The sequence below is a fragment of the Ancylobacter mangrovi genome (assembly GCF_024752335.1).
GTDB lineage: Bacteria > Pseudomonadota > Alphaproteobacteria > Rhizobiales > Xanthobacteraceae > Ancylobacter > Ancylobacter mangrovi.
On record NZ_JANTHY010000001.1, the window covers coordinates 134,617 to 160,050 of the forward strand.

The following is a 25,434-nucleotide window of genomic DNA, read 5'->3' on the forward strand; positions in this document are numbered from 1 at the left end:
TCGCCGAAAGAACACCGCCTATCCTTGCCATGAATCGAGAATTGCATACAGGCCAGAATTTGAGCAAGCGTGAAAACAATTTGAGCACGCAAATTCACGAAATTGCATGCACAGTATCGGCCAGAGAATGCAGGGGTACCTTCCATCCGACATTGCCCGGAGCTCGGCCTTCCATGAACCGTCGTGAATTTCTGAAGTCCGCCACCGTTGTTTCCTCCGCCGCCGCTACCGGCGTCGCCGCCCCGGCCGTGTGGTCGTCGGCGAGCGCGCAGTCGGCGCGGCAGGAGACTCTGCTGCTGGTCAGCGAGTCCGGTCCGAACAATCTCGACATCCATGGCGTGGGTACCAACCGTCCCGGCTACGAGGTGGCGTGGAACTGCTACGACCGCCTGATGAGCTACGGCACCAAGACGATGCCGGACGGCACCCAGAGCTACGACCGCGACAAGCTGGTGCCGGAGCTTGCCGAGGAGTGGGACCTCAAGCCGGACTCGGTCACCTTCAAGCTGCGCAAGGACGCGACCTTCCACGACGGCTCGCCGGTGACGGCGCAGGACGTGAAGTGGTCCTTCGACCGCGCGGTGTCGGTCGGCGGCTTCCCGACCGTGCAGATGAAGGCCGGCTCGCTGGAGAAGCCGGAGCAGTTCGTGGCGGTCGACGACCACACCTTCCGCGTCGACTTCATCCGCCCCGACCGGCTGACCATGCCGGACCTCGCGGTGATCGTGCCGTCGGTGTTCAACTCCAGGCTGGTGCAGTCCAAGGCCACCGAGCAGGACAAGTGGGGCCTCGAATACACCAAGCAGAACACGGCCGGCGGCGGCGCCTACAAGGTGACGAAGTGGCAGTCCGGCACCGAGGTGCTGTTCGAGCGCAACGATTCCTGGAAGTGCGGCCCGATGCCGGCGCTGAAGCGCGTGGTGTGGCGCATGGTGCCTTCCGCCGGCAACCGCCGGGCGCTGATCGAGCGCGGCGACGCCGACATCTCCTTCGACCTGCCGGCCAAGGACTTCGTGGAGCTCGACAAGGAAGGGAAGGTGAAGGTCATCTCCAACCCGATCTCGAACGGCATCCAGTATATCGGCATGAACGTCACCAAGCCGCCCTTCGACAAGCTCGAGGTGCGCCAGGCGGTGGCCTATGCGCTGCCCTACCAGAAGATCATGGACGCGGTGCTGTTCGGCCTCGCCAAGCCGCTCTACGGCGCCAAGTCGAACACGGTCAGCGAGCCGGTCTGGCCGCAGGCCCACGCCTACGACACCGACATCGCCAAGGCCAAGGAACTGATGGCGAAGGCCGGCTATGCCGATGGCTTCGAGACCACGCTGTCCTTCGACCTCGGCTCGGCGGCGATCAACGAACCGCTCTGCACGCTGGTGCAGGAGAGCCTCGGCCAGATCGGCATCAAGGTGACGCTCAACAAGATCCCGGGCGCCAACTGGCGCGGCGAGCTGATCAAGAAGGAGATGCCGCTCATCTCCAACTTCTTCTCGGGCTGGCTCGACTATCCCGAATACTTCTTCTTCTGGTGCTATCATGGCCAGAACACGCTGTTCAACACGATGAGCTACAAGAACCCGGCCATGGACAAGCTGATCGACGGCGCCCGCGCCGCGGCGGCGGCGGCCGACTGGCCGACCTACAACAAGGACGTCGACGGCTTCATCGACATCGCCTTCGCCGACGTGCCGCGCGTGCCGCTCTACCAGCCCTATCTCAGCGTCGCGATGCAGAAGCCGATCACCGGCTACCAGTACTGGTTCCACCGCCAGCTCGACTATCGGACCCTGAAGAAGGGCTGAGGGTAGCGCGACGCGCGCCGGCGGCGGCGCGGCGATGTGCGGACCACGGCGACGGCCGCCGTGGTCCGAAAGGACGGTCGTACTCTCAACCGCGGAGGGTTGCGCGTGCTTGCCCAGATAGCCAGGCGTCTTGCGACGGCGATACCGAGCATCATCGGGGTCATCATCGTCACCTTCCTGCTGACCCGGGTGCTGCCGGGCGACACGGCGGCCTATTTCGCCGGCCCGGCGGCGACGCCGCAGGCGATCGAGGAGATCCGCGCCAAGCTCGGCCTCGACAAGCCGCTGCCGGTGCAGTTCGTCGCCTATGTGAAGGACCTCGCCACCGGCAATCTGGGCAATTCGCTGACCACCGGCCAGCCGGTGCTCGACGATCTGCGCGCGCGCCTGCCGGCCTCCGCCGAACTGACCCTGCTCGGTCTGCTGCTCTCGATCCTGATCGCCGTGCCGCTCGGCATCCTCGCCGCCGTGCGGCAGGGCTCGTGGATCGACCATCTGTGCCGGATTGTGGCGACCGCCGGCGTGTCGCTGCCCGTCTTCTTCACCGGCCTGCTGCTGGTTTATGTCTTCTATTTCCGGCTCGGCTGGGCGCCGGCGCCGCTGGGGCGGCTCGATTTCTTCTATTCCGCCCCGCCGGACATCACCGGCTTCTATCTGATCGACAGCCTGGCGACCGGCGATTTCGAGACCTTCCGCGCAGCCTTCTCGCAGATCTGGCTGCCGGCGGTGACGCTCGCCATCTTCTCGCTGGCGCCGATCGCGCGCATGACGCGCGCCTCCATGCTCGCCGTGCTCGCCTCCGACTTCGTGCGCACGGCGCGCGCGAGCGGGCTGAAGCCCTCGAAGATCGTGCTCGGCTACGCCTTCCGCAACGCGCTGCTGCCGGTCATCACCACGCTCGGCATGGTGTTCTCCTTCCTGCTCGGCGCCAACGTGCTGGTGGAGAAGGTGTTCGCCTGGCCGGGCATCGGCTCCTATGCCATCGAGGCGCTGATCACCTCCGACTATGCGCCGGTGCAGGGCTTCGTGCTCGCCATGGCGATCCTCTACGTGCTGCTCAACCTCGCCATCGACATTCTCTACGGCCTCGTCGATCCGCGCGTGCGCATCGAAGCGTGAGGAGATCCGCCATGAGCCTCGCCACCGCGACCGACGCCCCGCCCGCCCGGGACAACCTGTTCTCCCATGCGCGCCACATCATGGCCGAAAACCCGGTCACCGGGATCGCCTTCGCGCTGTTCGCGCTGCTCGTCGTCGCGGCGCTGATCGGCCCCTATGTCGTGCCGTACGACCCGCTGGCGAGCGACACCGCCGCCGCGCTGCAGCCGCCGAGCGCCGCGCACTGGTTCGGCACCGACCAGCTCGGGCGCGACATCTTCTCGCGCGTGGTGGTGGCAACCCGGCTCGACATGACCATCGCCGTCGCATCCGTCGCGCTGGTGTTCGTGGGCGGCGGTTTCGCGGGCCTCGCGGCCGGCTATTTCGGCGGCTGGACCGACCAGATCGTCGGGCGCGTCTCCGACACCATCATGGCCTTCCCGCTGTTCGTCCTCGCCATGGGCATCGTCGCGGCGATGGGCAACACGGTGACGAACATCATCATCGCCACCGCGATCATCAACTTCCCGCTCTATGTCCGCGTCGCCCGCGCCGAGGCGAACATCCGCCGCGAGGCCGGCTTCGTGCAGGCGGCGCGGCTGACCGGCAATTCGGAGCTGCGCATCCTGCTCGGGCAGATCGCGCCCAACATCCTGCCGATCATGATGGTGCAGGTCTCGCTGACCATGGGCTACGCCATCCTCAACGCGGCGGGCCTGTCCTTCATCGGCCTCGGCGTGCGCCCGCCCACGCCCGAATGGGGCATCATGGTCGCCGAGGGGGCCTCCTTCATCATCTCCGGCGAATGGTGGATCGCCTTCTTCCCGGGCGTGACGCTCATGCTCGCGGTGTTCTGCTTCAACCTGCTCGGCGACGGCCTGCGCGACCTCGTCGATCCGCAGCGGCGCACCTGAGGAGAGCGGGCCATGAACATCCGCACCGACATCGCGCACGGGGCCAACCACATGCAGCCGCCGCTTCTCGACGTGCAGGACCTCACCGTCGAGTTCGCCACCCGGCGCGGCGCGGTGCGGGCGGTGGAGAAGGTGAACCTCACCCTCGGCCGGGGCGAGACGCTCGGCATCGTCGGCGAATCCGGCTCCGGCAAGTCGGTCACCTCCTACACCGTGATGCGCATCCTCGACCGCGCCGGACGCATCGCCGAGGGCACGATCACCTTCGGCGGCGTCGATGTCGGCAACGCCTCGGAGAGCACGGTGCGCGCCCTGCGCGGGCGCGAGATGTCGATGATCTTCCAGAACCCGCGCGCGGCGCTGAACCCGATCCGCAAGGTCGGCAAGCAGATCGAGGACGTGCTGATCGAGCACGTGCAGGCGCAGCCGAGCGATGCCCGGGAGAAGGCGATCGAGGTGCTGAAGGCCGTGCGCATCGCCCGGCCGGAGGAGCGCTACCACGCCTATCCGTTCGAGCTGTCGGGCGGCATGTGCCAGCGCATCGTGATCGCGCTGGCGCTCGCCTGCCGGCCGCAGCTCCTCATCGCCGACGAGCCGACCACCGGCCTCGACGTCACCACCCAGAAGGCGGTGATGGACCTCGTGGTCGAGCTCGCGCGCGAGCGCAACATGGCGACCATCCTCATCACCCACGATCTCGGGCTGGCGGCCGCCTATTGCGACCGGGTGATGGTGATGGAGAAGGGCAAGGTGGTGGAATCCGCCACCGCCGAGGCGATCTTCCGTGCCCCCCAGCACGTCTATACCCGCAAGCTGATGCGCGCGACGCCGCGTCCCGGCATCGGCCTGCGCGACCTGCTGCCGGAGGGCACGGTGCCCGAGGCGGCGCCGCCCATGCCCGCGGCGACGCCGGCAAAGACGGGCGAGCCGCTGCTGGTCGTCGAGAATCTCGTGAAGGAATATCCGCGGCAGGGAAACGGCGGTGGGCTGGCCAAGCTGTTCGGCAGGAGCGCGGACGCCGAGGCGGACGCACCCTTCCGCGCGGTGGACGGCATCAGCTTCGAGGTCGCGCGGGGCGAGAGCCTCGGCCTTGTGGGTGAATCGGGCTGCGGCAAGTCCACCACCTCGATGATGGTGATGCGCCTCGCCGACCCGACCTCCGGGCGGATCCTGTTCGACGGCGAGGACATCGGCGCCATGCCGGCGCGCCGCTTCGCCCGCTCGTCCTTCCGCCCGCGCATCCAGCTCGTGTTCCAGGACCCGACCGACAGTCTCAACCCGCGCTTCACCGCCGCCCGCGCCATCGCCGATCCGCTGATGCGCATGGGCACGGGGCTCGGCGGCGGCGCCCTGCGCGCGCGGGTGGAGGAACTGGCCGGGCTGGTCGGCCTTCCCACGCAGTTTCTCGACCGCTTCCCGCACCAGCTCTCCGGCGGGCAGAAGGCGCGCGTGGGCATCGCCCGGGCGATCGCGCTCGATCCCGATCTCGTCGTGCTCGACGAGCCGACCGCCGCGCTCGACGTCTCGGTGCAGGCCGTGGTGCTCAACCTGCTGCAGGATTTGAAGGTACGGCTCGGCATGAGCTACATCTTCGTCAGCCACGATCTCGAAGTGGTGCGCATGCTGTGCGACCGCGTCATCGTCATGCGCGCGGGGCGTATCGTGGAGGAGGGCCGCACCGCCGAGGTGATGGCGGCGCCGAAGGCGGACTATACGCGCGAGCTTCTGTCCTCGATCCCGCATCCGCCGCTGTGAAGAGCGCGTGCGGGACGGATTGAGGACCGCCCGCAAAACCGCGATGATGCCGGTAACCGCCGCGCGGGATGCGGGAGATTCGTGGTTACATGCTGAGCCGCCTGCTGCGCCATCCGGTGACGCTGATCGTGGGCGTGGCGATCGCGCTTTTCGCGCTCTACGAGATCAGCGTCCGCTTCTTCGCCTACACCTCCGACGCCTATGTGATGAGCGACATCGTCGTCATCTCCTCGCAGATCGAGGGCCCGGTCTCCCGCCTCGCGGTGCAGAACGACCAGCCCGTCGCGGCGGGAGACCTGCTGTTCGAGATCGAGCGGACCCCGTTCCAGCTCAAGCTCGAGGAGACGCAGGCCGCGCTCGCGCAGGCGAAGGCCGATCTGGAGCTCGCCCACGACGAGGTGACGGCGGCGAAGGCGAACGTCACCTCGGCCGAGGCGGTGCAGACCAATGCCCAGGCGACGCTGGGGCGGGTGAAGTCGCTCTCGACCGAGGGCTTCTCGACCGAGGCCAATCTGGACGTCGCCACCCGCGACGTCGCCACCGCCGGCGCCAATGTGCTGATGGCGCAGGCCCAGCTCAGCGTGGCCGCGCGCCGCGTGACCGTGGCGCAGGCGAACATCGCCGCCGCCAATGCCGCGCTCGACAAGGCGCAGTACGATCTCTCCAAGACCACCGTGTCCGCACCCGAGCCGGGGCATGTGGCACCCTTCACCACAAGGCAGGGCGACTATCTCGAGCCCGGCACCAAGGTGCTGGCGTTGGTGACGGAGCGGCGCCGTCGCATCGTCGCGAACGTCGCCGAGCGGCATCTCGCCCGGCTGCAGGTCGGCCAGAAGGTGTGGCTGACGCTCGGCTCCGACCCCTGGGTCATCCATGAAGGCCATGTCAGTGGCATCGCCACCGGCGTGGCGCGCTCGCCGGACGTGCCGGAGGTGGTGCCCTATGTGGCGCCGACGACCGACTGGGTGCGGCTGCCACGGCGCTTCCCGGTCGAGGTCACGCTCGACGACTGGCCCGAGGGCCTGCGGCTGTTCAACGGCGCGGATGCCCGCGTGCTGATCTGGTTCTAGGCGATGGACGACGTCGCCCGACAGGCCTTCGCCACTGCCTCGGGCGTACTCGTCGCGGTCTACATCGCCCTGTGGATGGGGCTGGCCGAGCCCTACTGGGCCGCGCTCAGTGTGATGATCATCGCCAACACCGATCGCGACGCGCTGTTCACCAAGGGCGTGCTGCGGGTGACGGGCACGCTCATCGGCGTGACGCTCGGCTATTTCGTCGGCCAGTGGATGGAAGGGCTGCCGGTGCAGCAGGCGGTGCTGGTCACCGCCTCCGCCGCCCTCGGCACCTATGGCCGCCAGCGCAGCGCCTATGGCTATGCCTGGTTCTACGGTGCGCTGACCTTCATGCTGGTCATGCTCTACACCATGGTCCAGCCGCAGGACCTCTACGACTTCGCCTTCGACCGCTGCTACGAGATCATGATCGGCGTGGTCTGCGGCACGCTGTCCAACTGGGCGCTCGGCCCGCGCGCGGGCGAACTGCCGGCGCATCTGGTGGCGCAGCCGAGCGCCGCCACCCCCGAGAACGCGCTGCGCCAGGCGCTGATCGCCGGGCTCGGCACCATCATCATCGTGCTGATCTGGGCCTATTTCGACCTGCCGCAGCTCCCCCAGGTGCTGATCTCCAGCCTGATCGTGGTCGACAGCGACCCGATGGCGACGCGGCACCGGGGCTTCCAGCGCATTCTCGGCTGCATCATCGGCGGGACGGCGGGGCTCATCGTCATCGGCATCGACGCCTCCGACCCCTGGTGGTGGACCGCCGCGCTGTTCTTTGGCGTGTTCACCTTCGCCCGGCTGCACCTCGCCAAGTCGCCGAACGCCTATATCGGCACGCAATCGGCGATCGCCTATCTGGTGACGCTGGTGGGCGCGGGGCCGCCGACCTCGCTCGACCCGCCGGTCGACCGGCTGGTCGGCATCGTGATCGGGGTGAGCATCATGACCGTGCTGGTCTGGGCGTTCAATCCGCTCAAATCAGCCCAGAAGCCGGCCTGAGGCGGCGCTATTCCGCCGCCTGCTTGTGGCCGAGACGGCCGGAGAGCTTGGCGAGCAGCTCGGCCGCCGCGTCGGCGATGACGGTGCCCGGCGGGTAGATCGCCTCCGCGCCGGCCGCGTGCACCGCGTCGTAGTCCTGCGGCGGGACGACGCCGCCGACCGCCACCATGATGTCCGGCCGGCCCTCCGCCGCCAGCGCCGCCTTCACCTGCGGCACGAGGGTGAGGTGCCCGGCGGCGAGCGAGGAGATGCCGATGACGTGCACGTCGTTCTCCACCGCCTGGCGGGCGGCTTCCTCGGGCGTGGCGAAGAGCGGGCCGATATCGACGTCGAAGCCGAGATCGGCGAAGGCCGAGGCGATCACCTTCTGCCCGCGATCGTGCCCGTCCTGCCCGACCTTGGCGACCAGGATGCGCGGGCGCCGGCCTTCCTCGTGCTCGAACATGTCCACCATGGCGCGGACGCGGCTCACCTTGTCGGTCATCGCTTCGGCCTCCCGGCGATAGACGCCGGAGACCGCGCGGATTTCGGCGCGGTGCCGGCCGAAGACGCGCTCCAGCGCGTCGGAGATTTCCCCCACCGTCGCCTTGGCGCGGGCGGCGTCGATGGCGAGCGCGAGCAGGTTGCCCTTGCCCGCCGCACCATTCTCCAGCGCGGTCAGGGCGGCCTCCACCGCCTTCGGGTCGCGCTCGGCCTTCAGGCGCCTCAGCTTCTCGAGCTGGGCGGCGCGCACGGCCGAATTGTCGACCCTCAGCACGTCGATCGGGGTCTCGCGCAGGGGCCGGTACTTGTTGACGCCGACCACGCTCTGCGCGCCGCCGTCGATCCGCGCCTGGGTGATGGCGGCGGCTTCCTCGATGCGCAGCTTCGGGATGCCGGCCTCGATCGCCTTGGCCATGCCGCCGAGCTCCTCGACCTCGGCGATGTGGCCGAGCGCGCGGCGGGCGAGATCGGCCGTCAGGCGCTCGACGTAATAGGCCCCGCCCCAGGGGTCGATGGCGCGCGTGGTGCCGCTCTCCTGCTGCAGCAGGATCTGCGTGTTGCGGGCGATGCGGGCGGAGAAGTCGGTCGGCAGCGCCAGCGCCTCGTCGAGCGCGTTGGTGTGCAGCGACTGGGTGTGGCCCTGGGTTGCCGCCATCGCCTCGACCATGGTGCGCATGACGTTGTTGAACACGTCCTGCGCGGTCAGGCTCCAGCCCGAGGTCTGCGAATGGGTGCGCAGCGGCAGCGACTTCTCGCTCTGCGCGCCCAGTTCCTTCATCAGCTTTGCCCAGATGAGGCGGGCGGCGCGCAGCTTGGCGACCTCCATGAAGAAGTTCATGCCGATCGCCCAGAAGAAGCTGAGCCGCGGCGCGAAGCTGTCGACCGGCAGGCCCGCCTCGCCGCCCGCGCGCACATATTGCACGCCGTCGGCCAGCGTATAGGCGAGCTCGAGGTCCTGCGTCGCCCCGGCTTCCTGCATGTGGTAGCCGGAGATCGAGATCGAGTTGAAGCGCGGCATCTCCTTGGAGGTGAAGGCGAAGATGTCGGAGATGATGCGCATCGAAGGGCCGGGCGGGTAGATGTAGGTGTTGCGGACCATGAACTCCTTGAGGATGTCGTTCTGGATGGTCCCGGAAAGCTGGGCCGGCTTCACGCCCTGCTCCTCCGCCGCGACGACATAGAGCGCGAGCACCGGCAGCACCGCGCCGTTCATGGTCATGGACACGCTCATCCGGTCCAGCGGGATGCCGGAGAACAGGGTGCGCATGTCGAGAATGGAATCGATCGCCACCCCCGCCATGCCGACATCACCGGCGACGCGCGGATGGTCGCTGTCATAGCCGCGATGGGTGGCGAGGTCGAAGGCGACCGACAGGCCCTTCTGACCCGCCGCGAGGTTGCGGCGGTAGAAGGCGTTGGAATCCTCGGCGGTCGAGAAGCCGGCATATTGCCGGATCGTCCACGGCCGGGTCGCGTACATGGTGGGATAGGGCCCGCGCAGGAACGGCGCGATGCCCGGATAGGAATCGACGAAGCCGAGGCCCTCGATGTCGTGCGGTCCGTAGACCGGCTTCACCGCGATGCGCTCGGGCGTCTGCCACGCCTCGGCGGCGGCCGCCGGCGTGGGAGGCCGGGGTGCCGTCCATTCGATGGCGGAAAAATCGGGGATGCGGCTGGCGCCGCCGGTCGTCCTGCCCGTGCTCATGACGTGACCTCCCGTGTGGCATCGATGCCGAGCCGGCGGTGGGCATCGGCGAGAAAGGCGATGAGATCGTCGCCCGCCGCGAGGAAGACCTCGACCCCGGCGGCGCGCCAGGCGTCCTCGTGCTCGCCCGGGCGTCCGGCGAGATAGAGCGTGCCGGCACCGGCCGCGTGCAACGCCCGCGCCGCCTCGACCGCTGACGTGGCGTAGACCTCGTCCGAGGAGCACAGGCAAGCGATGCCCGCACCGGAGGCCCGGAAGGCCTCGGTGAGCGCGCTCCAGTCGGTGAAGCCGTCATTGGAGAGGGCGGCGATGCCGCCGACCTCGAAGGCGGCGCGGGCGAAGCCCGAACGCGCGGTGAAATCGGACGGCGTGCCGAGATTGGCGAGGAAGACGCGGGGCGCCGGCTTCGCCGCTTCGCCCGCGGCACGGAGCCGCTCGAACGGTTCGGCGAGGCGATGGCCGGCGAGCGGCTCGCAGCTCAGCGCGCCCTCGCCCCCCGGGGCGGGCACGGGGCGCGGCGGCGCCAGGACCGGCGGCACGCTCTCGCCGAGCAGCGGGAATTCCGAGGTGCCGGTGAGCGGCAGGCGCCGCGTCGCCACTTCCTTCGCCCGCACGGCGCTCGCGGTGGCGAGACGGCGCTGCCAGGTGCCGGCGGTGAGGGCTTCCACCATGCCGCCCTCGCGCTCGACGTCGCGGAAGATGTCCCATGCCGCCGCGGCGAGCTTCTCGGTGCGTTCCTCGATCGCGCCCGCCCCGGCGCCGGGATCGGCGACGCGGTGGATGTTCGATTCCTCGATCAGCAGGATCTGCGTGTTGCGGGCGAGCGGGCGCGCGGCGTCGTCCGGCAGGCCGAGCGCTTGGGTGAAGGGCAGCACGGTCAGGCTGTCGGCGCCGCCCGTGCCCGCCGCGAAGGCGGCGACCGTGCCGCGCAGCAGGTTCACGTAAGGATCGTGCCGGGTGAGCGTGCGCCACGCGGTCTCCATGTGAATGGCGACCGGAACCGCCTCCGCGCCGCAGGCGCCGAGCATCGCCGCCCAGAGCTGGCGGAAGGCGCGGGGCTTGGCCTGCGTACCGAACTGGTCGACGTCCGCGGTCAGCGTCACTTCGATCGCGGCGGCCGCCTCCTCGAGCGTCAGGCCCGCGGCCTCCAGCGCGCGCAGATAGGCCGTCGCCGTCGCGAGCACGGCGGCGAGCTCCTGCGCGTCCGTGGCGCCGGCATCGTGATGGATTCGCCCGTCCGCGCGCAGCATGGGCGAGGTGAAGCCGCGCCCGCGCAGCGTGCCGGCGGTCTGGCCGAGCCGGGCGGCGAGCGCGTCCCACTCGATCGGCGCGCTGCCGAGCGCTGCCAGATCGCCGATCGGGTCGAGGCCGAAGCGCAGGTCGAGCCGCGCCGGGTCGTGCTTCTCGAACAGCCGAGCGAGGGCGAGGGCGATGTCGCGCCCCTGGAACTGGCCCGCCTCGACCCGCAGGGTGATCAACTCCGGCATCACCCCCTTCAGCACCGCCACCAGTTCCTCGTGGCGCACGGGCAGGCCGAAGCCGCGGGCGGAGGGGGCGGAGGCGAAGACGAGGCCGATGCCGTCGGCCCCGCCGTCGAGATCTTCCAGAATCTGCTCGTGGGCAAGGGCGGGGTTGTCGTGGTCGATCCGGGAGACGATGTGCCATGGCGCGCCGGCCGGCCGTCCGGCGAGCGGCACCGCATCCCGGCGCCGCTCGGGCAGGGCGTCGAGCGTGTAGCCGTCGGGGGTGCGCGTCACCATCCGCCTGTCATAGGGCGCGCCCTTCAGCACGCCCTCGACCAGCTTCAGCCAGTCCGCCCGGCTCGCGGGCGGGAAGGAGGCGAGGTCGAGATCGGTGAGCGCATCCATGAGGCCCTCCTCAGGCGAATTCCAGGATGACGGCGTCCACGGCGAGACTGTCGCCGGCCTTGGCGAGGATACGGGCCACGGTGGCGTCGCGTTCCGCCCGCAGCACGTTCTCCATTTTCATCGCCTCGACCACGGCCAGCGCCTCGCCGGCCTTCACCTCCTGGCCCTCGGCCACGGCGATCGAGACCACGAGGCCGGGCATCGGGCAGAGCAGCTGCTTGCCGCTGCCGGCCTCCAGCTTCACCGGCATCAGCGCGGCGAGTTCGGCCTCGCGATGGGTGTAGACGAGGGCATCGACCGCGACCCCGCGATGGGCGAGGCTAACGCCGTTGAGGCGCGGGCGCACCTGCACGCTGATCGCCTCGTCGTCGAACACGCCGTTCCACACCGGCTCGCCCGGCTGCCAGCCCGAGCGCAGCTCGTGCGTGTCCTGCGGCTTCCCGTCGGCGCCGAGGAAGGTGACGATGAAGCCGCCCGCGGCGCGGTCGACCTCGCAGGGGATGGCGAGTTCGCCCAGCCGGACCATGCGCTGGTGCTCGAACATGACCGGCCGGCCGGCGATCTGGCCGCTGATGCCGCGCTTGCGGGCATTGCCGACATTGTCGATCACCGCCGCCACGGCGGCGAGCCGGCGCGCCAGCACCGGGCTCGGTGCGGTGGCGTGGAAGCCGTCCTTGTACTCTTCGGCGATGAAACCGGTGGAGAGACGGCCCTCGCGCCAGCGCGGATGCGCCATCAGAGCGGAAAGGAACGGGATGTTGTGCTGGATGCCGTCGATGGCGAAGGCGTCGAGCGCGTCCGCCTGTGCCTCGATCGCCTGCTCGCGGGTGGGCGCGTGGGTGATCAGCTTGGCGATCATCGGGTCGTAATAGAGCGAGATCTCCCCGCCCTCGTAGACGCCGGTGTCGTTGCGCACCGTGACGCCGTCCTTCATCGCTTCCGCCGGCGGGCGGTAGCGCGACAGCCGGCCGATGGAGGGCAGGAAGTTGCGGTAGGGGTCCTCGGCATAGACGCGGGATTCGACCGCCCAGCCGTTCAGCTTCACCTCGGCCTGGGTCATGGCCAGCTTCTCGCCGGCGGCGACGCGGATCATCTGCTCGACGAGGTCGATGCCGGTGACGAGCTCGGTGACCGGGTGCTCCACCTGCAGGCGGGTGTTCATCTCGAGGAAGTAGAACGAGCGGTCCTGCCCGGCGACGAATTCCACCGTGCCGGCGCTGTCGTAGTTCACCGCCTTCGCCAGCGCCACGGCCTGCTCGCCCATCAGCCGGCGGGTCGCCTCGTCCAGCAGCGGGGAGGGGGCTTCCTCGACCACCTTCTGGTTCCGGCGCTGGATCGAGCATTCGCGCTCGCCGAGATAGATGACGTTGCCGTGCTTGTCGCCGAGCACCTGGATCTCGATGTGCCGGGGATCGACGATGAACTTCTCGACGAAGACGCGGTCGTCGCCGAAGGAGGACTTCGCCTCCGAGCGCGCGCGGTCGAAGCCGTCCTTCACCTCGTCGCGCGAATAGGCGATGCGCATGCCCTTGCCGCCGCCACCGGCCGAGGCCTTGATCATCACCGGATAGCCGATCTCGTCGGCGATCTTGGCGGCATGGTCGGCATCCTCGATGACGCCGAGATGGCCGGGGACGGTCGAGACGCTGGCGGCGGCCGCCGCCTTCTTCGACTCGATTTTGTCGCCCATGGCCTCGATCGCGCCCGGGTTCGGGCCGATGAAGACGATGCCCGCCGCCGCCAGCGCCTCAGGGAAGGAGGCGCGCTCGGACAGGAAGCCGTAGCCGGGATGCACCGCCTCGGCCCCGGTCTGCCGGCACGCCTCGATGATCTTCTCGGCAAGCAGGTAGGACTGCGCGGCGGGCGCGGCGCCGATAGGCACCGCCTCGTCCGCCATGGCGACGTGGAGCGCGTCCTTGTCGGCGTCGGAGAAGACGGCGACGGTCTTGATGCCCATCTTCCGCGCCGTCTTGATGACGCGGCAGGCGATCTCGCCCCGGTTCGCGATGAGGATCTTCTTGAACATGCGTGAGCCTCACAGCGGCAGGTTGTCGTGCTTCTTCATCGGCGCCTCGATCTTCTTCGAGGCGAGCAGGGCGAGCGCCCGGGCGATGCGCTTGCGCGTCGAGCGCGGCGTGATCACCTCGTCGATATAGCCGCGCTCGGCCGCCACGAAGGGCGAGAGGAAGCGCGCCTCGTATTCCGCGGTGCGCTCGGCGATCTTAGCCGGGTCGTCGATGTCGGCGCGGAAGATGATCTCCACCGCGCCCTTGGCGCCCATCACCGCGATCTGCGCCGTCGGCCAGGCATAGTTCACGTCGCCGCCGATATGCTTGGAGGCCATCACGTCATAGGCGCCGCCGAAGGCCTTGCGGGTGATGATGGTGACGAGCGGCACGCTCGCTTCCGAATAGGCGAAGAGCAGCTTGGCGCCGTGCTTGATCAGCCCGCCATATTCCTGCGCCGTGCCGGGCAGGAAGCCGGGCACGTCGACGAAGGTGACGATCGGGATTTCGAACGCGTCGCAGAAGCGCACGAACCGCGCCGCCTTGCGCGAGGCGTCGGCGTCGAGCACGCCGGCGAGCACCATGGGCTGGTTGGCGACCAGCCCGACGGTGCGCCCCTGTATGCGGCCGAAGCCGGTGATGATGTTGCGCGCGAAGGCTTCCTGGATCTCGAAGAAGTCGCCCTCGTCGACGGTCTTCGCGATCAACTCCTTCATGTCGTAGGGCTTGTTGGGATTGTCCGGCACCAGCGTGTCGAGCGAGGCGTCGAGCCGCTCGGCATCGTCGAAGCTCGGCCATTCCGGCACGCCGTCGCGGTTGTTGGCCGGCAGGAAGTCGATCAGCCGGCGCATCTGCAGCAGGCACTCGACGTCGTTGTCATAGGCGCCGTCGGCGACCGAGGACTTGGAGGTGTGCACCTTGGCACCGCCGAGCTCCTCCGAGGTCACGCTCTCATTGGTGACGGTCTTCACCACGTCCGGCCCGGTGACGAACATGTAGGAGGTGTCGCGGACCATGAAGATGAAGTCGGTCATGGCCGGCGAATAGACGTCGCCGCCGGCACAGGGACCCATGATGACCGAGATCTGAGGGATGACGCCGGAGGCGAGCACGTTGCGCTTGAACACCTCGCCATAGCCGCCGAGCGCGGCGACGCCCTCCTGGATGCGCGCGCCGCCGGCGTCGAACAGCCCGATGACGGGCGCGCGGGTCTTCAGCGCCATGTCCTGGATCTTGGTGATCTTGGCCGCATGCGCCTCCGAGAGCGAGCCGCCGAAAACGGTGAAGTCCTTGGCGAAGACGAAGACCTTGCGCCCGTTCACCGTGCCCCAGCCAGTGACGACGCCGTCGCCGGGGGTCTTGGTCTTCTCCATGCCGAAATCGGTGCAGCGGTGTTGCACGAAGGTGTCGAACTCCTCGAAGGAGCCGGTGTCGAGCAGGAGTTCGATGCGTTCGCGGGCGGTGAGCTTGCCGCGCTTGTGCTGCGCGTCGATGCGCCGCTCGCCGCCGCCCATGCGGGCGCCGGCGCGGCGCTGTTCGAGCTCATCGAGAATGTGCTTCATGGCGGTCCCTCGAACGCATCGTCTCGTCGTGGCGGCAGCGGCGTACCGGCCGCAGTTCGCCCTCGGCTTCATGCCCCGGGCGCCCGACGGGAAGCCGCCGGCGATGCCCGTCATCGCGCGCCGCGTTCGCGCATCCTGCACGTCTTCCCGGCACACGTCGTGTCTTAGGCGCTTGCGGGACAAAAGATAAGCTGTGAAAATGCGGATCGTGAAATTGTAAAATTTTCACAAAATCGAAGGTCCGCCGTTCATGTCGAAGAAGGTCTATGCCGGTCACGCGGTGCGCAACGTGCGCGAGCGGCTCGGCCTGACGCAGATCGACTTCGCCCGTCGCCTGTCCCTGTCGCCAAGCTACATCAATCAGATCGAGAGTAACCAGCGTCCCGTGACGGCCGCCGTGCTGCTCGCGATCAGCCGCACCTTCAATCTCGACATCGCCCATTTCGGCGCTGACGATCTCGACCGCGTGGTGACGGATCTGCGCGAGGCGCTGGCGGATCCCGTCTTCAAGGGACTGGAGCCGAGCCTCCAGGACCTGAAGAACGCGACCACCCACGCCCCCGCCTTCGCCCATGCCTTCCTGCGGCTCTACGGTGCGCTGCGCCGGCTCGAGGAGCGCCGCGCCGCCCATGACGACGCGGTGACGTCGATCGCCACCGAGCTCGACGGCGAGGCGCGCAACCTCGCCCCCTATGAGGAGGTGCGCGACCACTTCCACTACATCGACAACTATGTCGACGGGCTCGACCGCGCGGCCGAGGAGCGCAGCGCCGCGCTCGACCTGTTCGCGCGCGACGACGCCCCCGCCGTGCTGGTCGAGCATCTGCGCCGGCACCACGGCATCACGGTCGATGCCGCGCCGGCCGACCAGCCCGACGCGCCGCTGCTGCATTTCGACCGCCACCGGCGGACCGCGACGCTCTCGCGCACGCTCGATCCGGCGAGCCGCAGCTTCCGCCTCGCGGCGCTGATCGCCCGCTTCGAACAGAGCGAGCTGATCGACCGGCACGTGCTGGATGCGGGCTTCCGCAGCGCGGCGGCGCGCGAAGTGTGCCGGCTGTCGCTGCAGAACTATTATGCCGGCGCGCTGATCCTGCCCTATCGCCGCTTCGCCCGCCTGGCGCGCGAGACGCGGCACGACCTCGACCTCCTCGGCGCCATGACCGGGGCGAGCCTGGAGCAGGTCTGCCATCGGCTCTCGACCCTGCAGCGGCCGGGCGAGAAGGGAGTGCCGTTCTATTTCCTGAAGGTCGACCGCGCCGGCAACGTCATCAAGCGCCACAGCGCCACGCGCTTCCAGTTCGCGCGCTATGGCGGCGCCTGTCCGGTGTGGAACGTCCACGAGGCATTCGAGCAGCCCTCGCGCATGCTGATGCAGCTCGGCGAGATGCCGGACGGGGTGCGCTATCTGTGCCTCGCGCGCAGCACCTGGAAGCCGCCGACGCGCCACGGCCAGCGCGAGCGCCGCTATGCGCTCGGCATCGGCTGCGAGGTCTCCTATGCGGGCGAGGTCGTCTATGCCGACGGGATGGACCTGAAATCGGCCAGCGTGTCGCCGCTCGGCGTCAATTGCCGCATCTGCCCGCGCGTCGCCTGTCCCGAGCGCGCCTTCCCCCCGCTGGACCGCGAGATCATGCTCGATCCGGACCGGCGCGGCGTGGTGCCGTTCACCGTGCGCGATTGAGAAAGGGCGCGAGCGGCCGGGTCAGTCCCCGGCCGCTGCTGTCGTCGGGCGCCGCTCAGATGTCGAGCGTGTTGGCGCGTTCCCATTCGGTCAGGTGGTGGGAATAGGCGTTCCACTCCTCGGTCTTCAGCTTGATGTAGCCGTCGATGAGCGGGGCGCCGAGCGCGCTGCGCAGGATGTTGGACTTCGCCAGCGCACGGGTGGCGTCGAGCAGGTTGAGCGGCAGCTTCTTGGCGCCGCGCACCTTGTGCCCGTCCGTGTACATGTTGATGTCGAGCCGCTTGCCCGGATCGCGCTGGTTCTGGATGCCGTCGAGGCCGGCGGCGAGCACGGCGGCGGGCATCAGATAGGGATTGGCCGAACCGTCCGGCAGGCGCAGCTCCAGCCGCCCCGCATCGGGGATGCGGATCATGTGGGTGCGGTTGTTGCCGGTGTAGGTGACGGTGTTGGGGGCCCAGGTGGCGCCGGAGATCGTGACCGGCGCGTTGATGCGCTTGTAGGAGTTCACCGTCGGGTTGGTGAAGGCGCACATCGCCTCGGCATTGTGGATCAGGCCGCCGATGAAGCTGTAGCCGAGATCGGACAGGCCGAGCTCGCCGTCCTCGTCCTCGAACAGGTTGACCCCGTCCGGGCTCCACAGCGAGGTGTGCATGTGGCAGCCCGAACCGGTGAGGTCGATGAAGGGCTTGGGCATGAAGGTGGCGCGCAGCCCGTGCTTCTCGGCGATCGCCTTGACCATGTACTTGAAGAAGACGTGGCGGTCGGCGGTGACGAGGGCGTCGTCGAAGTCCCAGTTCATCTCGAACTGGCCGTTCGCGTCCTCATGGTCGTTCTGGTAGGGCCCCCAGCCGAGGGTCAGCATGCAGTCGCAGATCTCCCTGATGACCTCGAAGCGGCGCATCAGGGCGGACTGGTCGTAGCAGGGCTTGGTCGCGTCGTCGGCGGCGTCGGAGATCTTCAGGCCGTCGGGCGTGGTGAGGAAGTACTCGCACTCGACGCCGCTCTTCATCTGGTAGCCGAGCGAGTCGGCGCCGAGCATGGTGTTCTTGAGGACGTTGCGCGGGGCCTGCGCCACCAACTCGTCATTCATGACGAGGTCCGAGGCGAGCCAGCCGACCTCGGGTTTCCAGGGGAGCTGGATCAAGCTCTCGGGATCGGGAACCGCGAACAGGTCCGGGTCCGCCGGCGTCATGTCGAGCCAGGTGGCGAAGCCGGCGAAGCCCGCGCCCGCCTTCTGCATGCCGCCGATCGCGGCGGCCGGCACCAGCTTGGCGCGCAGCGCGCCGAACAGGTCGACATAGGAGATGAGGAAGTACTTGATGCCGAGTTCTTTGGCGGCGTGAGCGAGATCGTTTGCCATCTGCAATCCGTGCTGTTCCCCGACCCTTCCGGGTTCTTTGCGCGATGATCAAATGCAAACCCCGCGCCGAGGCGCGGGGTGCGGGTTCAGAATCGTCCATCCCGACCGGGAATCCAGTCGGTGCCGGCGAGCGGTACGTTGGCCATCGCCGCCGCCTCGATGGTCAGCGCGACAAGGTCCTCCGGCTCGAGATTGTGGACGTGGCTCTTGCCGCAGGCGCGGGCGATGGTCTGGCACTCCAGCGTCAGAACCGCGAGGTAGTTGGCGAGGCGACGGCCGGCGGCGACCGGGTCGAGCCGCTTCATCAGCTCGGGGTCCTGGGTGGTGATGCCGGCCGGGTCGCGTCCCTCGTGCCAGTCGTCATAGGCGCCGGCGACGGTGCCGAGCGCCTCGTATTCCGCCTGGTAGTGGGGATCGTTGTCGCCGAGCGCCACCAGCGCCGCCGTGCCGATGGCGACCGCGTCGGCGCCGAGCGCCAGCGCCTTGGCGACATCCGCGCCGTTGCGGATGCCGCCGGAGACCACGAGCTGCACCTTGCGGTGCATGCCGAGGTCCTGCAGTGCCTTCACCGCCTGATGCACCGCGGCGATGGTCGGGATGCCGACATTCTCGATGAACACTTCCTGCGTCGCGGCCGTGCCGCCCTGCATGCCGTCGACGACCACGACGTCGGCGCCGGACTTCACCGCCAGCGCGGTGTCGTAATAGGGGCGCGCCGCGCCGACCTTCACATAGATCGGCTTCTCCCAGTCGGTGATCTCGCGCAGCTCCTCGATCTTGATTTCGAGGTCGTCGGGGCCGGTCCAGTCGGGATGGCGGCAGGCCGAGCGCTGGTCGATGCCGACGGGCAGGGTGCGCATGGCCGCGACGCGCTCGGTGATCTTCTGGCCGAGCAGCATGCCGCCGCCGCCGGGCTTGGCGCCCTGGCCGACCACCACCTCGATGGCGTCGGCGCGCTTCAGATCGTCCGGGTTCATGCCGTAGCGCGAGGGCAGGTACTGGTAGACGAGCGTCTTGGAGTGCCCGCGCTCCTCATTGGTCATGCCGCCGTCGCCGGTGGTGGTCGAGGTGCCCATGGTCGAGGCGCCGCGCCCGAGCGCTTCCTTGGCATTGGCCGAGAGCGAGCCGAAGCTCATGCCGGCGATGGTGACCGGGATCTTCAGCTCGATCGGCTTCTTGGCGAAGCGGGTGCCGAGCACGACCGAGGTGTCGCAGCGCTCGCGATAACCCTCCAGCGGGTAGCGCGACATCGAGGCGCCGAGAAACAGCAGGTCGTCGAAATGGGGAACCTTGCGCTTCGCGCCGGCGCCGCGGATGTCGTAGATGCCGGTCGCGGCGGCGCGGCGGATCTCCGAGAGCGTGTACTCGTCGAAGGTGGCCGAGACGCGCGGCTTGGTGCGCGGGGTGTGGGTCATGTCGTTCATCGCGCCCGCCCTCAGTAGCTCGACACGTTGTCGATGTGGAAGTGGTAGAGCGAGCGGGCCGAGCCGTAGCGGCGGAACTCGGAGATATCGACCTCGCCGAGAATGCCGGCGGCGTCGAGCTTGGCGGCGAGCAGCGTCCTGTGCTCGTCGCGCATCTCCTTCTCCACGCAATCGGCGCCGAGACCGGCCACCGAGCCGCGCACGAACAGCTTCGCCTCGTAGAGGCTGTCGCCCAGCGCCTCACCCGCGTCGCCCAGCACGGTGAGGGTGCCGGCCTGCGCCATGAAGGCGCTCATATGGCCGACCGAGCCCTTCACCACGATGTCGACGCCCTTCATCGAGATGCCGCAGCGCGCCGAGGCGTTGCCGTCGATGACCAGCAGGCCGCCATGGGCGGTGGCGCCGGCGGACTGGCTGGCGTCGCCTTTCACATGCACGAAGCCGCTCATCATGTTCTCGGCGACGCCGACGCCGGCATTGCCGTTCACGATCACGCTCGCCTGCTTGTTCATGCCGGCACAGTAATAGCCGACGGGACCGTCGATCTCGACCGTCACCGGCACGTCGAGCCCGGCTGCGACCGCGTGGCGTCCGGCGGGGTTGGCGATCCGCCAGTAGGTCTCGTTGGTGTCGGGCGTCAGCTTGTGGAGCGCCGCGTTCAGCTCGCGCAGCGCGGAGCTGGCGAGATCGACATTGACGGCCCGTTCGGCCGCCGCAGGGGTCAGGGAGAGTTTCATGCGGCGCGATCCCAGAAATAGACCTTGGCCGGCTCCGGCTCGAACACGCGGGCCGTATCGATGCCCGGCAGGCCGGCGAGGGCGCGGTATTCGGAGCCGAAGGCGACATAGCCGTCGGTCTCGGCCATGACGGCGGGCTTGCAGGCGATGGGGTCGCGCAGCACGCCGAAGCCGCTCTCCGTGCCGACGACGAAGGTGTAGAAGCCGTCGAGGTCGTCCAGCGAATGGGTCAGCGCCTCGCCCAGCGAGTCGCCCGAGCGCATGCGGTAGGTGAGGTAGGCGGCCGCGACCTCGCTGTCGTTCTCGGTATCGACGCTCACGCCCTCGCGCGCCAGCCGGCGACGCACGCCCGCATGGTTGGAGAGCGAGCCGTTGTGCACGAGGCACTGGTCCGGGCCGGTGGAGAAGGGGTGGGCGCCGTCCGTCGTCACCGCGCTCTCCGTCGCCATGCGGGTATGGCCGATGGCGTGGGTGCCGGACATGGCGTCCAGCTTGAAGCGGCGGGCGACGTCGGCGGGCAGGCCGACCTCCTTGTAGAGCTCCATGCGCGAGCCGGCGCCGACCACGCGGATATCCGGCGCGATGCGGGCCAGGGCGGTGCGCGCGGCCATCTCCTCGGCCGCGGGCACGCTCAGCACCGCATGGGTGTCGCGCGGGGTGACGAGATGGCCGATCTCGGCGCCGATCTTCGCGAAATCGGTGCCGGCCGGGCCGCGCAGGGTCAGCTTGACGAAACCGGGAGCACCGGCGCCGTACACGGCGAAGCCGGCCGAGTCCGGCCCGCGGTCACACATCACGTCGAGCATCTGCGCCAGCATGGCGCCGAGCTCGGGTTCGAGTTTGGGGTCCTTGAGGAACAGCCCGACGATGCCGCACATGGCGGAGCTCCTGGCACAAATCCGGGGGAGGCGATGTCACGCTCCTTCTTAGGTGCGTGCCGGCGGGCCGTCAATGCTGGAGAATAAATTTTTCTTCTGAGGAAATCGTGGGGCGAGGGTTGCGGGGGAGCGGGCGTCCGCGCTCAGCTCGGCGCACGCGGATAGACGATGATCGACAGATAGGTCATCGGCCGCACCAGAAGTTCCTCCGGCCCGTGCGTGGCGGCGGAATCGAACATCAGCGAATCGCCCGGCCGCAGATGGTAGGTGCGGTCGCCATGGCGGTAGATCACCTCGCCGGAGAGCATGTGGATGAACTCGATGCCCACATGGTGGAAGCCGGTATAGGGCACCGCCTCCTCGCTGAGCGTGATCAGGTAGGGCTCGACCGCCACTTCGCCGCCGAGCGCGTGGCCGAGCAGCTCGTATTGGTGCCCGACCTTGGTGCCGCGCCGCTCGATGTGCACGCCCTGCCCGGCGGGCACGAAGGAGCAGTCGCGCTTTTCCTCGAAGGAGGAGAACAGCGTCGACAGCGGCACGTTGAGCACGCTCGAGATCGCCTGCAGCGTGGCGAGGGAGGGCGAGATCAGCCCGTTCTCGATCTTGGAGAGCATGCCGACCGAGATGCCGGCGGCGCTGGCGAGATCGGAGACGGTGAGGTCGAGGTCGCGGCGGGTGGCGCGGACCTGGAGGCCCAGCGCCTGCTCCAGTGTGCGCTCATTGGCGACCGGCGCGCCCGAGCCGGTGCTGAGCTCTTCCGCGCCCGTCTCGGCTCCCTTCGCCGCCTGCGCCTTGCCCGATGTCTCCTGCCTGCGATCAGCCACGCCTGCCACCTCTTCCCTGTGTCCTGCCCCGTGACGCCGCAGCCTCGCGGCCGCGCCCGATATCCTGCCGCCGGACGGCGGTCGTCATCGGACCTTGGCATTCATCGTGCATCGAAAGCCCGGGCGTCCATCCCGCCATCAGAACGGTTCAGCTTTCAATGTACGACTTCGACATGATTGTCATCGGCAGCGGCCCGTCCGGGCGGCGTGCCGCGGTGCAGTCCGCAAAAATCGGCAAGTCGGTGCTGGTGATCGAGAAGGGCCGGCGCGTCGGCGGGGTCTCTGTCCATACCGGTACGATTCCCTCCAAGACCCTTCGCGAGACCGTGCTCAACCTGTCGGGCTGGCGCGAGCGCGGCTTCTACGGGCGCTCCTACCGGGTGAAGCACGACATCGGGGCGGGCGATCTGATGAGCCGGCTGCACAAGACGCTCGACCACGAGGTCGAGGTCCTCGAGCACCAGTTCGCCCGCAACGGGGTGAAGAACGCGCGCGGCGAGGCCCGCTTCACCGATCCGCACACGATCGAGGTCACCAATGACGATGGCGACGTCGACGTCTTCACCGCCGCCCACGTCCTGATCGCCTGCGGCACCCGCCCGTTCCGCCCCGACTACGTGCCCTTCAACGGCATGACCGTGTTCGACAGCGACGAGATCGTCGACCTGCCCAAGCTGCCGCGCAGCCTCGCGGTGATCGGCGCGGGCGTCATCGGCGTGGAATACGCCACCATCTTCAGCGCCCTCGACGTGGCGGTGACGCTGATCGAGCCGCGCAGCAGCTTCCTCGACTTCATCGACAAGGAGCTGATCGACGAGTTCGTGCACGAACTGCGCGACCGGAACGTGGGGCTGAGACTCGGTTCCGCCGTCACCTCGATCGAGCTCGACGGCGACGAGCGCCCGGTCTGCAAGCTGGCCGACGGGCGCACCGTGCAGTCCGACATGCTGCTCTTCGCCGCGGGGCGCGTGGGCGCGACCGACCGGCTGAACCTCGACGCGGCCGGGCTCGCGGTCGACCATCGCGGGCGCATCGCCGTCGAGCCCAAGACGCTGCAGACGAACGTGCCGCACATCTACGCGGCGGGCGACGTGATCGGCTTTCCGAGCCTCGCCTCGACCTCGATGGAGCAGGGACGTGTCGCCGCCTGCCACGCCTTCGGGCTGGAGCCGCCGCCGCCGCCGGAATTCTTCCCCTATGGCATCTATTCGGTGCCCGAGATGTCCACGGTCGGCATGAGCGAGGAGGAGGTGCGCCGGCGCGAGATTCCCTATGAATGCGGCATCGCCCGCTTCCGGGAGACCTCGCGCGGCCACATCATGGGGCTGAACAACGGGATGATGAAGATGATCTTCTCGGTGAAGACCCGGCGCCTGCTCGGCGTCCACATCGTGGGCGAGGGCGCCACCGAGCTGATCCACATCGGCCAGGCGGTGCTGAACCTCAAGGGTACGATCGACTACTTCATCGAGAACACGTTCAACTACCCGACCCTCGCCGAGGCCTACAAGATCGCCGGCCTCGACGCCTGGAACCGCCTGCCGCGCGTGTAGCCGGCGCCGCTCTCCAGCGGCCGGCGGGCAATTGCCTCAGGCCGGGAATGAAACGCCTGTAAGGCTTTCGGAAATCTCCCAAAGTTGCGCCGCAACTTTCTTGTCATGAGCCTGCGGCATTGCCTTCGCGAGCTTCGGCGGTCCTTTGAGTTCGTAGATCCCGTCCGGTCCGTAATAGGCTCCACCGCGCGCGTCCGGTGAGGTCGCGGCAAACAGGGTGGGCAGCGCGCCCTCGGCGGCGGACTGGCTGGCGAACGGCCGGAGAAAGCCGGTCAACTTGAAGAGCCAGCGGTCGGTGCCCGGCCCATTGGCGATCAGCTCGGTCCGCGCGTAGCCCGGGTGGGCGGCATTGCTCATCAGGCCCCAGCCGCCGGCATCGCTCCGCCGTTGCAGCTCGAAGGCGAACATCAGCATCGCCAGCTTCGATTGACCGTAGGCCGCCCAAGGCCTGTACGAGCGCTGCCATTGCAGATCGTCGAAATGGATGGCACCCCCGCGATGGGCGAGGCTGCTGAGATTGACGACACGAGGTGCGCGTGCCTTCCGCAGGAGCGGCAACAGTCGTCCCGTCAGCGCGAAATGGCCGAGATAATTGGTGCCGAATTGAAGCTCGAAGTCGTCCGAGGTCGTCTTTCGGCTTGGCGGCGTCATCACCCCGGCATTGTTGACCAACAGATCGAGAGACGTATCTCCGGCGAGCATCTGGCCGGCGAAGTCCTCGACCGAGGCTAGACTGGCGAGATCGAGCCGTTCGAAGGCGATCTTCGCCGCCGGCACCTCTGCCCTGATCCTGGAAACCGACTCCGCACCCTTTTCCGGATTGCGGCCGGCCAGAGTTACGTCCGCTCCGGCACGGGCGAGAGCCAGCGCCGTCTCATAGCCGAGCCCGCCGGTTCCGGTAACGACCGCGCTGCGGTCCTGCTGAGAAGGGATATCGGAAAAGGTCCAACCTGCCATCTGTCCGCTCTCCAAGACGTCTAAATGAACATATTGCACTGAGTGCAACATTGCAAAGAGGGCAAATTTCGGGCAGGCTACCTGCGATGAGTGGCAGACAGACAAGGGCGGATCGGCCCGAGGGATTGCGTGAGCGGAAGCGGCGGCTGACGCGACAGCGTATTGCCGAGGTTGCCCTGCGGCTGTTTCTCGAGAAGGGATACGACGAGACGACGCTCAACGAGATCGCGTTCGCCGCGGACATCTCCCGGCGGACGGTATTTCACTACTTCGATTCCAAGGACGCTATCCTGCTCGCCTGGCAGAGCGGGGCCGAGGGCATCTTCCACACAGCCCTGGCCGATGCGTCGCCCGACAGCGCTCCGATCGACGTCGTCCGGGATGCTTTGCTCACGATGGTTTCGAGATATGAGACGGGCGAAGCTATCGCCATCGATCGGTTGCTTCGCTCCACCGAGGCGCTGCGCGCTCGCAAGCAAGCCGATTACAAGCGCCAGGAAGAAGCGCTGTTCGCCGCCCTTGTGCAAAAATGGCCTGCACCCGAAAACCGCGTTCGACTTCGCGTCGTCGCTATGATGGGCATCGGCGCAATGCGGATCGCCGCAGAGGCATGGAGCGCCGAGCAAGGCGCACGCTCGCTCGACGCGCATCTACAGGAGGCGTTCGCCGCGCTTACCGACCGGGCGCCTCAAGAGTAACGCGGACGGGCCTGGATTCCCGATCCCTCTCGCCTCGAACAGGGGCACCGAGACGGCGTTCCCGGC

At 68.4% G+C, this 25,434-nt stretch carries 19 protein-coding genes; 9 read left to right on the forward strand and 10 right to left on the reverse strand.

The window, feature by feature from the left end:
* Nucleotides 1-173: 173 nt before the first annotated feature.
* The 6 genes from NVS83_RS00580 to NVS83_RS00605 all read left to right on the forward strand — a co-directional run bounded on the left by NVS83_RS00580 (nucleotide 174) and on the right by NVS83_RS00605 (nucleotide 7,629).
* On the forward strand, nucleotides 174-1,802 hold the full coding sequence (locus tag NVS83_RS00580) for an ABC transporter substrate-binding protein (protein WP_258737589.1): 1,629 nt from the start codon (nucleotides 174-176) through the stop codon (nucleotides 1,800-1,802).
* A 105-nt stretch (nucleotides 1,803-1,907) separates the two neighbouring features.
* Nucleotides 1,908-2,921: an ABC transporter permease gene (locus NVS83_RS00585; protein ID WP_258731358.1), complete on the forward strand. Its 1,014-nt coding sequence runs from the start codon at nucleotides 1,908-1,910 to the stop codon at nucleotides 2,919-2,921.
* Nucleotides 2,922-2,932: 11 nt separating this feature from the next.
* On the forward strand, nucleotides 2,933-3,814 hold the full coding sequence (locus NVS83_RS00590) for an ABC transporter permease (protein WP_258737590.1): 882 nt from the start codon (nucleotides 2,933-2,935) through the stop codon (nucleotides 3,812-3,814).
* A gap of 12 nt (nucleotides 3,815-3,826) precedes the next feature.
* The gene (locus tag NVS83_RS00595; protein ID WP_258737591.1) at nucleotides 3,827-5,569 is read left to right on the forward strand and encodes a dipeptide ABC transporter ATP-binding protein; all 1,743 of its coding nucleotides are present in this window, start codon (nucleotides 3,827-3,829) and stop codon (nucleotides 5,567-5,569) included.
* An 89-nt stretch (nucleotides 5,570-5,658) separates the two neighbouring features.
* Nucleotides 5,659-6,639, forward strand: coding sequence for an HlyD family secretion protein (locus NVS83_RS00600; RefSeq protein WP_258737592.1), 981 nt, complete (start codon nucleotides 5,659-5,661; stop codon nucleotides 6,637-6,639).
* A gap of 3 nt (nucleotides 6,640-6,642) precedes the next feature.
* Complete coding sequence (locus NVS83_RS00605) at nucleotides 6,643-7,629, forward strand: FUSC family protein (RefSeq protein WP_258737593.1); 987 nt, start codon at nucleotides 6,643-6,645, stop codon at nucleotides 7,627-7,629.
* Between the two features lie 7 nt (nucleotides 7,630-7,636).
* Here the strand turns inward: NVS83_RS00605 and scpA are convergent, their stop codons facing one another.
* From scpA to NVS83_RS00625, 4 genes are read right to left on the reverse strand one after another with little or no spacing between them, the layout of a single operon-like run.
* Nucleotides 7,637-9,817 carry a methylmalonyl-CoA mutase gene (gene scpA / locus NVS83_RS00610; RefSeq protein ID WP_258737594.1) on the reverse strand — a complete coding sequence of 727 codons (2,181 nt, stop codon included), beginning with the start codon at nucleotides 9,815-9,817 and terminating at the stop codon, nucleotides 7,637-7,639.
* Entirely contained in the window at nucleotides 9,814-11,685 is a 1,872-nt protein-coding gene (locus NVS83_RS00615; RefSeq protein ID WP_258737595.1) for a methylmalonyl-CoA mutase family protein, read from the reverse strand. Before NVS83_RS00615 ends, scpA begins: the two co-directional genes overlap by 4 nt.
* A gap of 10 nt (nucleotides 11,686-11,695) precedes the next feature.
* A complete protein-coding gene (locus tag NVS83_RS00620; RefSeq protein WP_258737596.1) occupies nucleotides 11,696-13,711 on the reverse strand; it encodes an acetyl-CoA carboxylase biotin carboxylase subunit in 2,016 nt (671 codons plus the stop codon).
* Nucleotides 13,712-13,720: 9 nt separating this feature from the next.
* Nucleotides 13,721-15,253 (reverse strand): acyl-CoA carboxylase subunit beta, encoded by a 1,533-nt coding sequence (locus tag NVS83_RS00625; protein ID WP_258737597.1) that lies wholly within the window; start codon nucleotides 15,251-15,253, stop codon nucleotides 13,721-13,723.
* A gap of 250 nt (nucleotides 15,254-15,503) precedes the next feature.
* Between NVS83_RS00625 and NVS83_RS00630 the strand changes: the two genes are divergently transcribed.
* Entirely contained in the window at nucleotides 15,504-16,937 is a 1,434-nt protein-coding gene (locus tag NVS83_RS00630) for a helix-turn-helix domain-containing protein (RefSeq protein WP_258737598.1), read from the forward strand.
* Nucleotides 16,938-16,992: 55 nt separating this feature from the next.
* On the opposite strand, the gene glnT is transcribed toward NVS83_RS00630, so the two are convergent.
* The 5 genes from glnT to NVS83_RS00655 all read right to left on the reverse strand — a co-directional run bounded on the left by glnT (nucleotide 16,993) and on the right by NVS83_RS00655 (nucleotide 22,160).
* Nucleotides 16,993-18,297, reverse strand: a complete 1,305-nt coding sequence (gene glnT, locus NVS83_RS00635; RefSeq protein WP_258737599.1) for a type III glutamate--ammonia ligase — start codon at nucleotides 18,295-18,297, stop codon at nucleotides 16,993-16,995.
* A gap of 86 nt (nucleotides 18,298-18,383) precedes the next feature.
* Nucleotides 18,384-19,721: an FMN-binding glutamate synthase family protein gene (locus NVS83_RS00640; RefSeq protein WP_258731346.1), complete on the reverse strand. Its 1,338-nt coding sequence runs from the start codon at nucleotides 19,719-19,721 to the stop codon at nucleotides 18,384-18,386.
* Nucleotides 19,722-19,732: 11 nt separating this feature from the next.
* Nucleotides 19,733-20,458, reverse strand: coding sequence for a GltB/FmdC/FwdC-like GXGXG domain-containing protein (locus tag NVS83_RS00645; RefSeq protein WP_258737600.1), 726 nt, complete (start codon nucleotides 20,456-20,458; stop codon nucleotides 19,733-19,735).
* Entirely contained in the window at nucleotides 20,455-21,336 is an 882-nt protein-coding gene (locus NVS83_RS00650; protein WP_258737601.1) for a class II glutamine amidotransferase, read from the reverse strand. Before NVS83_RS00650 ends, NVS83_RS00645 begins: the two co-directional genes overlap by 4 nt.
* A gap of 143 nt (nucleotides 21,337-21,479) precedes the next feature.
* Complete coding sequence (locus NVS83_RS00655; RefSeq protein ID WP_258737602.1) at nucleotides 21,480-22,160, reverse strand: helix-turn-helix domain-containing protein; 681 nt, start codon at nucleotides 22,158-22,160, stop codon at nucleotides 21,480-21,482.
* Between the two features lie 158 nt (nucleotides 22,161-22,318).
* Here NVS83_RS00655 and sthA point away from each other — a divergent pair, with 158 nt between their 5' ends.
* A complete protein-coding gene (gene sthA / locus NVS83_RS00660) occupies nucleotides 22,319-23,713 on the forward strand; it encodes a Si-specific NAD(P)(+) transhydrogenase (RefSeq protein WP_258731342.1) in 1,395 nt (464 codons plus the stop codon).
* A 36-nt stretch (nucleotides 23,714-23,749) separates the two neighbouring features.
* Here sthA and NVS83_RS00665 read toward each other — a convergent pair whose 3' ends face one another.
* Nucleotides 23,750-24,670, reverse strand: coding sequence for an SDR family oxidoreductase (locus tag NVS83_RS00665; RefSeq protein ID WP_258737603.1), 921 nt, complete (start codon nucleotides 24,668-24,670; stop codon nucleotides 23,750-23,752).
* A gap of 86 nt (nucleotides 24,671-24,756) precedes the next feature.
* Between NVS83_RS00665 and NVS83_RS00670 the strand changes: the two genes are divergently transcribed.
* Nucleotides 24,757-25,368, forward strand: coding sequence for a TetR/AcrR family transcriptional regulator (locus NVS83_RS00670; RefSeq protein ID WP_258737604.1), 612 nt, complete (start codon nucleotides 24,757-24,759; stop codon nucleotides 25,366-25,368).
* Nucleotides 25,369-25,434 lie beyond the last annotated feature (66 nt).

What these genes read in the sequence shown, in the direction of transcription:
- NVS83_RS00615 (WP_258737595.1), bottom strand. Translation starts at nt 11,685, where the DNA reads ATGGATGCGCTCACCGATCTCGACCTCGCCTCCTTCCCGCCCGCGAGC.
- sthA (WP_258731342.1), top strand. Translation starts at nt 22,319, where the DNA reads ATGTACGACTTCGACATGATTGTCATCGGCAGCGGCCCGTCCGGGCGG.
- NVS83_RS00650 (WP_258737601.1), bottom strand. Translation starts at nt 21,336, where the DNA reads ATGTGCGGCATCGTCGGGCTGTTCCTCAAGGACCCCAAACTCGAACCC.
- NVS83_RS00580 (WP_258737589.1), top strand. Translation starts at nt 174, where the DNA reads ATGAACCGTCGTGAATTTCTGAAGTCCGCCACCGTTGTTTCCTCCGCC.
- NVS83_RS00640 (WP_258731346.1), bottom strand. Translation starts at nt 19,721, where the DNA reads ATGAACGACATGACCCACACCCCGCGCACCAAGCCGCGCGTCTCGGCC.
- NVS83_RS00625 (WP_258737597.1), bottom strand. Translation starts at nt 15,253, where the DNA reads ATGAAGCACATTCTCGATGAGCTCGAACAGCGCCGCGCCGGCGCCCGC.
- NVS83_RS00645 (WP_258737600.1), bottom strand. Translation starts at nt 20,458, where the DNA reads ATGAAACTCTCCCTGACCCCTGCGGCGGCCGAACGGGCCGTCAATGTC.
- NVS83_RS00630 (WP_258737598.1), top strand. Translation starts at nt 15,504, where the DNA reads ATGTCGAAGAAGGTCTATGCCGGTCACGCGGTGCGCAACGTGCGCGAG.
- NVS83_RS00620 (WP_258737596.1), bottom strand. Translation starts at nt 13,711, where the DNA reads ATGTTCAAGAAGATCCTCATCGCGAACCGGGGCGAGATCGCCTGCCGC.
- glnT (WP_258737599.1), bottom strand. Translation starts at nt 18,297, where the DNA reads ATGGCAAACGATCTCGCTCACGCCGCCAAAGAACTCGGCATCAAGTAC.
- NVS83_RS00590 (WP_258737590.1), top strand. Translation starts at nt 2,933, where the DNA reads ATGAGCCTCGCCACCGCGACCGACGCCCCGCCCGCCCGGGACAACCTG.
- NVS83_RS00670 (WP_258737604.1), top strand. Translation starts at nt 24,757, where the DNA reads ATGAGTGGCAGACAGACAAGGGCGGATCGGCCCGAGGGATTGCGTGAG.
- NVS83_RS00665 (WP_258737603.1), bottom strand. Translation starts at nt 24,670, where the DNA reads ATGGCAGGTTGGACCTTTTCCGATATCCCTTCTCAGCAGGACCGCAGC.
- NVS83_RS00605 (WP_258737593.1), top strand. Translation starts at nt 6,643, where the DNA reads ATGGACGACGTCGCCCGACAGGCCTTCGCCACTGCCTCGGGCGTACTC.
- NVS83_RS00600 (WP_258737592.1), top strand. Translation starts at nt 5,659, where the DNA reads ATGCTGAGCCGCCTGCTGCGCCATCCGGTGACGCTGATCGTGGGCGTG.
- NVS83_RS00595 (WP_258737591.1), top strand. Translation starts at nt 3,827, where the DNA reads ATGAACATCCGCACCGACATCGCGCACGGGGCCAACCACATGCAGCCG.
- scpA (WP_258737594.1), bottom strand. Translation starts at nt 9,817, where the DNA reads ATGAGCACGGGCAGGACGACCGGCGGCGCCAGCCGCATCCCCGATTTT.